Origin of the sequence: Bifidobacterium sp. UTBIF-68 (assembly GCF_006408855.1) — a bacterium.
GTDB lineage: Bacteria > Actinomycetota > Actinomycetes > Actinomycetales > Bifidobacteriaceae > Bifidobacterium > Bifidobacterium reuteri.
The window spans coordinates 79,520-86,606 of the sequence record NZ_JFAN01000025.1 but is presented as its reverse complement, the minus strand read 5'-3'; the positions used below and the strand labels follow the sequence as shown (position 1 = coordinate 86,606).

The window sequence follows — 7,087 nt, the reverse complement described above, 5'->3', positions numbered from 1 at the left end:
GGAGGCCGGGGGCAGCAGGATGCCAATGACCGGGCAGGGCGCAACCGGCCGGTGAAGTGCGAACCCGACCCGGTCATTGGCATCCTCGCAGCTCATGTCGTCATTCACCGTTGACATTGCATGTGCTCTGCGCAGAATCAACATACGTTGGTTGAGGTTGTCGGAATGTAGCGGCTATCATCCATATCAACAAGCTTAATGAGGCCTTCCCCAACCGACTTGCCGTCCGGTCGGGTTGGCGGAGTTGGCTTGCTAGGTCACTGCCGGATACCTTCACGGGCGTAAGCCGTGAACCGTTAGGAAGGTGTAGTCCACTGGCCGGGCGAAACCGCTGGAATGCGGAAGGCCGTGTCACCATCACGTGAAGACGGGATGGATTGCCTCGCAGATGGCGTGAGACCCTGGGAGGGGATGGAAGCCAACTTCCATCCCCTCCTCTTCGTATCAGAGGAGATCGTGGTGGTATCATAGCGGCGCTTGGATTGCATTCATTGCATGATGCAATCCAAGCATGAACCATCTTGCCGAACGGCTGCGAAACAATGTAACAGCCGTACTTGCACCGCTCATTTCTCATCACTCCATGTCAAGGAATGCAAAGCACAAACGTGCACCATATCGGATGGAAGCCTCTTCTTATTTTGTCACCGATGAAAAGATATATCTCATCATGAAAAGATAATGATGAGATAATGACAAGATACCGGCAAGATTGCAGCAAGCGTAGCCAGCGGAATGATGTCGAAAGCGCCGCTCGAGAGCATGACGACTCACGCGGAAGCAAATACCAGGCAAATAAAATTTTGGCGGAATTTCAACGATTCTGAGGAATCAAGCCACCGATACATAGTTACGAAGCAAATAAAATCAGCTGAGCGGACGGCCCAGTGTCCTGCGTCAGCAAATCGTCGCCGAAATACCGGCTCTCAGTCCCGCTCCCGCTTCGCCGGGCAGTTCCCCTGACGAAAAGGCGTTACGGACGCAGTCAACAAAGTCCTGCCGACGAAGGACACCGAACAGAACCAATGAGCACCAGTCTACTGTCCCAGAAGCATCTTATTAGTACTAATAGAGCACTAATAGCCAATCGCGCATGGGCGCGACGGCAGCATACGTGCGCCGCACGCTTCAACAAGCAATCAGCCCATCGCTTCAATCACGTCTGCCATATCCGTCCAAGGCGCATAATCCGATTCTCGATAGGGCTCGAGCTGACGCCTGGCCATCGCCTTGTTCCCTTCCGAATTGTGCCTCTCCGCGTTCTGTATAGCCTTCTGCGTGAGCCCATCAATGACTTCGAAGTTGACGTGCTTATTCCGTGCGCCCATAACCACCTTGAGCTCACCGGCATAGCGTTCCACTGCTGGGGTATCGGCGTATGAAGCCGGACACCGCCGAATGTGTTCAATCAGCCATACCTCGAAGCAAGGGTTGGAAATGATGAGGCGAATCCCGTTGTCCTTGCAGATACGTTGCGCTTGACGATGGTCGTGATAGTCATCCACATCCACAACAACGAAGACAGCGCAATAACAATCCTCAGGATCGTTATTGCGCTCATCGTCACGTTTGCACCTCACCGCATAGTCCGCAAGTTGCGAAGGAGCCATGGTCTTTGAGATAACCCTAATGGCCACTGAATTCAGGGACGAACTCATATGCTCAAAATACTCAGGCTCCGTAGCTTGTCCTCCACAGACAACAAGGTAGCGTTTCGCCCTTGCCCGAGTGTTGCGCCGAACATTACGCCGTGCCGCGGAGCGGCGTACTTACCTTCCCGCCGGCTCAATCGATGCCGCCTTCCTCAATGATTCTGGCAAACACGGAATGGAATGCTGGCTTCGGAACGGCACCGTATACACCATTGAGATAGTTTCTGCCGATATTCTCTTCCTTCCGTACTTTCAGGTCAGTTACTGGGTACAACGCAGATGCCCCATCCTTGTCTTTCTCAACCAGCCACACCTGATCAGGATCAATAAGACGATCAGCAGAACCGGATACGTTGATCAGAGATGCATCATGAGTGGTGAAAATCAACTGCGAACCATGAGGATTGGTCGCACGATCAGTGAACAATGCGATGAATTCCTCAACCAATGACGGGTGAAGACTGGCGTCGATTTCATCAATCAACGTAACCGTAGGACGAGCAAGCTGACGCAGCGCCAACGAGAAGAACGACAGTGCCGCAATAGTTCCCTGCGACTCATTGCCCTCATCGAACGCGACAGGCGCTCCAGCACCAGCATGCTCGAATTGCAACTCAGACGATTGCCCACGGGCAAACAACTGATCCAACTTATCCGGATCGGCTCCGAGGCTTTCCCTGATTTGGACTTTCAAATCATCCACCACAGCCCTATCGATATTCACTGGAGCGCTCCGGACATCCACAATGCCGAAGTCCGCATAACGAATCAGCAGAGCAAGCTCCTTGGCGAACGACGTCTTGCGGTTGAACTCCCCTAGAATGCGCGGCTGTTCGTCACGGTACCCTTTGGCGTCACAGAAAGTGACCCCCTCCACGAAGAACTCGAACGCGGGCTGCGTGCAGGCAATGCCGGCGGCAGCAGCAGCCGATAGCACCAAAGCGTTCGGCCGCAACTCAATCGTCTTCTTAACCTGCGCTCTCGGTCCGCGAAACGCGCTACCGAAGCTGATTCCATTCTCATCCCTTGAGAACAATCGAGTGGGGTGCGAAGATGTCCTATCGCCGATGAGCTTATACGCCGACAGTTCCTCATACAGAATGACATCGTCATTGAAACGAAACCAGTAACGGTACCGTTGATTATCCCCAGCTAGGAATTCCACGAAGAATGAGGAACCCTCAGACCTTTCCCGCCTTCCAAGCAAGAAAGGGTCTCGCGGTATATCGGTCCCAGCATTGCCTTGGCTGTAACTCGTACGCACCATATCCGCCATCATCTGCAGCGCTCTGAGGAAATTCGATTTCCCTGACGCGTTCGATCCATACACTGCCGCAATCGTAGATCGATCAGCAAATGATCCGTCCGAAAAACGCTTGTCTCGAGTCATGGAGAAACACTGCTCATCACGGAAGCTTCTGTAGTTCGAAAAACTGAAGTCAATGAGCATGCCATGCTCCTCTCTGCACAATCAATGCGATTGTATCATAAAAAGCCTCAATTCTGCATATTATTGCAATAATAATGCTTTTAAATGAAGATAACGCTAAACCAATAGCGTTAAACCAATAGCGATCGAAGATAATTCACCCTCAATACACAGTCACGAAGCAAATACAAGCGGCCGAGCGGATGGACTGGGCAAGACGAACACCAAACGAGCACCGAACCGCTGTCCCGGAAGCGCGGAAACCGCCCCGGACGCGCTACAGGGACAGGTTTTCTTGTCCCTGTAGCTCTGAATGGCCGTTTTGCGGCTACAGGGGCAACTCCGGCACGAGAACGCCATCGGCACCTCGGAACCCGGCCGCAGGAAACGGCGGAATACCGCGGTTTTCGACGAGCCGCCCACATCGATGACCGGCGTGCAGGCCGCACTCAGTGCCATCAACCCGTCCCTGAAGCGCAAAACATGCGAAAAACCGCTACCGGGACACGAAATCCCGCCCCTGTAAGCGCGTCAATCGATCGACCCTCCCACAGGGACACGAAACACCGCCACGCGAGCGCAAAACAGCCACGAATGCGCCAGCGCGGCACAGACAACGCACAAACCACGACAACACACATGGCGTGTCGCCAACATTCCAGCAAGCTCTCTCCACTTCACCGACTCTCACAGGAAACAAGCAGACATCAGATTTGCGAATATTTCGTTTAATGACTATGATGAATGAGCTCAAGCACCCATTGCAGGAGCTGACGGCTCGGGGAACAGGAAGGAATGACTATGGGGACGCGAAGCATCGCCAAGGATTCTGCGACATATATGCCGAATGTGGATGACCGTAAGCAGCTTCTGGATATCAGGGAGGCGCTGTCCAGCCTTCCGGAGGACCCCGCCAAGACCGTCGACAGCCGGTTCGCCGAGATGGCGGCGCAGCCCGACTTCCCCGTAGCGACACTCAAAGTGCCCGGCAGGCCGGCCCGTCCCCTGACTCCTGAGTTGGCGAACGCCCTGCTGCAGGTGACTGATCAGCTTGCGCGCGGCAAGGCCGTGTTCGTCGCTCCGTACGACACGCAGCTGACCACCCAGGACGCGGCCGATTTCCTCGGAGTGTCCCGTCCGACGTTGGTGAAACTGCTGGAACAGGGGAAGATTCCGTTCGAGAAAGTCGGCCGCCACCGCCGAGTGCTGCTCGCCGACCTGCAGAGGTACGCCGAGACGCGCCATCAAGAGAATCTGGCCGTTTTCGACGGCATCGCCGCGGACGAGAACCCGCAGGCGACACTCGACAACCCCCTTATCTCATGAGCCCGCAGGCATCCGCGGATAAGGAGTTCCCGAGCCATGAGTTCCCCAGTCTTCTTTGACACCTGCGTTCTCTACGGCGAAATCGTCAACGATTTGATTCTCCGTCTTGCCGAAGAACGATTCTTCACACCTTACTGGTCATCCAGAGTGCTCACGGAACTTCGAAAGAACCTATCCATCCGCGTCGGAGAAGAACGCGCCGCACGACGCATCACCGCAATATGACCCGCGCCTTCCCAGACGCCCGAAGACTACGTGCACATGCTCCAGAGGTCGGGTTTACCGCAATTCGCCCAGCAAATCTACCCCGCCCTCGCCGCGCTTGACGAACAAGACTGACAGCCCACGCTCGGACTACCAGACCGGCAAGGTCTGCTACGAGCGCGGCGAATGCGAAGTCGACGAATACGTCGGCACAATATCACCATGGAGCCCAAACACCGGCAAGATACTGACAAGCTTGCAGCAAACGTGGCCAGCGGAATGATGCCGACAGCGCTGCTCAATAGCACGACAAATCACACGGAAGCAAATACCAGGCAAATAACATTTTGGCGGAATTCCAACGATTTCGACAAGATGCCCGCGCCGGTTCGCATCGGAGAGCAACTGCATCAGAGAGCAACAAATCTCTGCCAGAAAAATACTCAATGATTGAGTTTTTTACTCAATGATTGAGCAAAAATACTCAACGCTATTACCGCCGTCGCCAATAGCACCAATAGGCGCATAGCCGCGCCGTTCTCAGCCGCGCTTTCGAAGACCGGGAGGCTAAGACCGAGATGCCAAAAGATGGGCGGATATTAGACTGATGCATATGCACGCAGCAGAGGAAACAGCGTCCGCAGCAGCAGCGTCCGCAGCAGCAGCGTCCGCAGCAGCAGCATCCGCAGCAGCACGCTCGACGGCGGACCACTCAAGCGGACCCTCCCACCCACTGCAATCATGGCGGACATGGCTGCGCCGATACTGGTTCATCGCGTTGCCGTTGCCGGTGTATCTGGCTTGCCTGGCACACGTATGGCCGGGATTCAATACGAACGACTCCACTTGGCAGCGAGCGCAATTCGCCGGCGGCCAGTACAGCAAACACCACTCGCTGCTGGACACCTACGTCTTCCAAGGCCTGCTCGGACGCAACGACCTCGGCACCACGAATCTCATCCAATCGATTGTGCTGGCGTCGTGCATCATCGCCACGTTGGCGCTGCTGACCCGGCATCTGAGCCGCAGATGGATCGCGGCGCTCACTCTCGCGTACGCCCTGTATCCGCTGTTCCCGCTGTACGCCACAATCCGCACCAAAGACACGGTAGCGGCCGGATTCACGCTGCTGCTTGCAGTGGCGCTGTATGAACTCATCACGTCGAGCGAGCGCGTTGACCGACTCAGCGGCAGCAGCGAGCGCGGCGAGGGCGGCGGGCGCCTCAGCGAGAGCGGTAGCCGTAGCAGCAAAAGCAATCGACTCGGCATACGCGACTGCAGCGGCAGCCGCAGCATGGCGGACACGCCCGTCGGACCGGACGCAACAAGTACCGCAGACGACGCATATACAGCGTTGCCAACAGCCGGCACTTCACGCATCGGACACTCCTCGGCCGGGTCCCCTGACGAGGCCACAGCTGGGTCCTCAATCGGCACCCGCCAGCGTCTGCGCGCACACGCTTCCCGCATCACTTCGCCACTGCTTAATAGCCCTTGGTTCATCGCCGCAGTGGCGGTGCTGCTGTTCATCTGCAACGAATACCGCAAGAACAACATCCTGTTCGTGCTGGCGGTGCTGGTTTTTCTGGTGATTCGATACCGCGCGCAATGGAAGCGCGTCGTGGCGCTGATTGCAGCGTTCGCGATGCTCACTGCCGCGTGGGGCGTGTTCGAGGATTACGGGCTCAAGGCTGAGCCGTCCGAGACCACTGAGATGCTGGGCGTTCCGTTGCAGCAGATCGGCTACATCTACCACGAAAACCAGAACGGCAATCCGCAGAACCTGCCCGAGTCCGCGGATCGGTACTTCACCTCCTTCCGATCGGCGGACGATTGGGCGAAAAACTATCAGCCGCTCATCGCCGATCAGGAGAAGCTGTTCGAGCTGGACAACGGTGATCTTCCGGAGTTCCTACGGCATTGGGCGTCACTGTGCTTCTCGAACTTCGGCTCATGCGTGACCGCATACTGGCAGTTCGAGGGCTCTCTGGTCAATCCACTGATGGTGGCGAACGACCAATACCTCTACGCCTCGGGCATCACGCATACCGCGCCCGAAGTGCTCGCCGAGTCGCCGGTGGGGCTGGTGCCGCATTATCTGCTGAACGTGGCGCTGCTGGATTGGTGGCTGGTTGCACTGGCGATTATGGCGGTGCGTCGCGGGCGGGCCCAGCTCTTGTCGCTGTTTCTGATTCCGGTCGGAATCGTGCTGTCCATCATGGTCGCGGCGCTGAACGTCGAACTGCGCGTGCTGCTTGCGGTGTTCCTCTGCGCACCGATGCTCACCGCCGTGTGCCTTGGGGACCAAGATGCGGGCCGATTGGGCGATCCGAGCTGCCGGGATGAGCCGACCGTGCGGGATTCAGCACGGGAACAGGAATCATTCGACGAAGGCCACGACCTCTCGAAGGCTGATTGATTCACCGACACAGCAGACCACACTCAGCGACTCGACACCGATTAAGGGCTGCATCCG

The 7,087-nt window shown here is 56.5% G+C and carries 5 protein-coding genes and 1 pseudogene; 4 read left to right on the top strand and 2 right to left on the bottom strand.

Features of this window, described 5'->3' with window-relative positions; genetic code table 11:
- Positions 1-1,139: 1,139 nt before the first annotated feature.
- Both BW14_RS07840 and BW14_RS07835 read right to left on the bottom strand, forming a co-directional pair.
- A pseudogene (locus tag BW14_RS07840) lies at positions 1,140-1,697 on the bottom strand (RloB family protein); the annotation flags it as partial.
- An 88-nt stretch (positions 1,698-1,785) separates the two neighbouring features.
- A complete protein-coding gene (locus tag BW14_RS07835; protein WP_140489995.1) occupies positions 1,786-3,102 on the bottom strand; it encodes an ATP/GTP-binding protein in 1,317 nt (438 codons plus the stop codon).
- A 780-nt stretch (positions 3,103-3,882) separates the two neighbouring features.
- On the opposite strand from BW14_RS07835, the gene BW14_RS07830 reads away from it, so the two are divergent.
- The 4 genes from BW14_RS07830 to BW14_RS07815 all read left to right on the top strand — a co-directional run bounded on the left by BW14_RS07830 (position 3,883) and on the right by BW14_RS07815 (position 7,030).
- Positions 3,883-4,407, top strand: a complete 525-nt coding sequence (locus BW14_RS07830; protein WP_140489993.1) for a helix-turn-helix domain-containing protein — start codon at positions 3,883-3,885, stop codon at positions 4,405-4,407.
- Between the two features lie 36 nt (positions 4,408-4,443).
- Positions 4,444-4,632, top strand: a complete 189-nt coding sequence (locus tag BW14_RS07825; protein WP_140489991.1) for a PIN domain-containing protein — start codon at positions 4,444-4,446, stop codon at positions 4,630-4,632.
- A 201-nt stretch (positions 4,633-4,833) separates the two neighbouring features.
- Positions 4,834-5,061 (top strand): hypothetical protein, encoded by a 228-nt coding sequence (locus tag BW14_RS12015; RefSeq protein WP_181162336.1) that lies wholly within the window; start codon positions 4,834-4,836, stop codon positions 5,059-5,061.
- Between the two features lie 163 nt (positions 5,062-5,224).
- Positions 5,225-7,030, top strand: coding sequence for a DUF6020 family protein (locus BW14_RS07815; RefSeq protein ID WP_181162335.1), 1,806 nt, complete (start codon positions 5,225-5,227; stop codon positions 7,028-7,030).
- Positions 7,031-7,087: the final 57 nt, after the last annotated feature.

Coding starts and splice junctions, on each gene's coding strand:
- BW14_RS12015 (WP_181162336.1), top strand. CDS start 4,834: ATGGAGCCCAAACACCGGCAAGATACTGACAAGCTTGCAGCAAACGTG.
- BW14_RS07835 (WP_140489995.1), bottom strand. CDS start 3,102: ATGCTCATTGACTTCAGTTTTTCGAACTACAGAAGCTTCCGTGATGAG.
- BW14_RS07815 (WP_181162335.1), top strand. CDS start 5,225: ATGCACGCAGCAGAGGAAACAGCGTCCGCAGCAGCAGCGTCCGCAGCA.
- BW14_RS07830 (WP_140489993.1), top strand. CDS start 3,883: ATGGGGACGCGAAGCATCGCCAAGGATTCTGCGACATATATGCCGAAT.
- BW14_RS07825 (WP_140489991.1), top strand. CDS start 4,444: ATGAGTTCCCCAGTCTTCTTTGACACCTGCGTTCTCTACGGCGAAATC.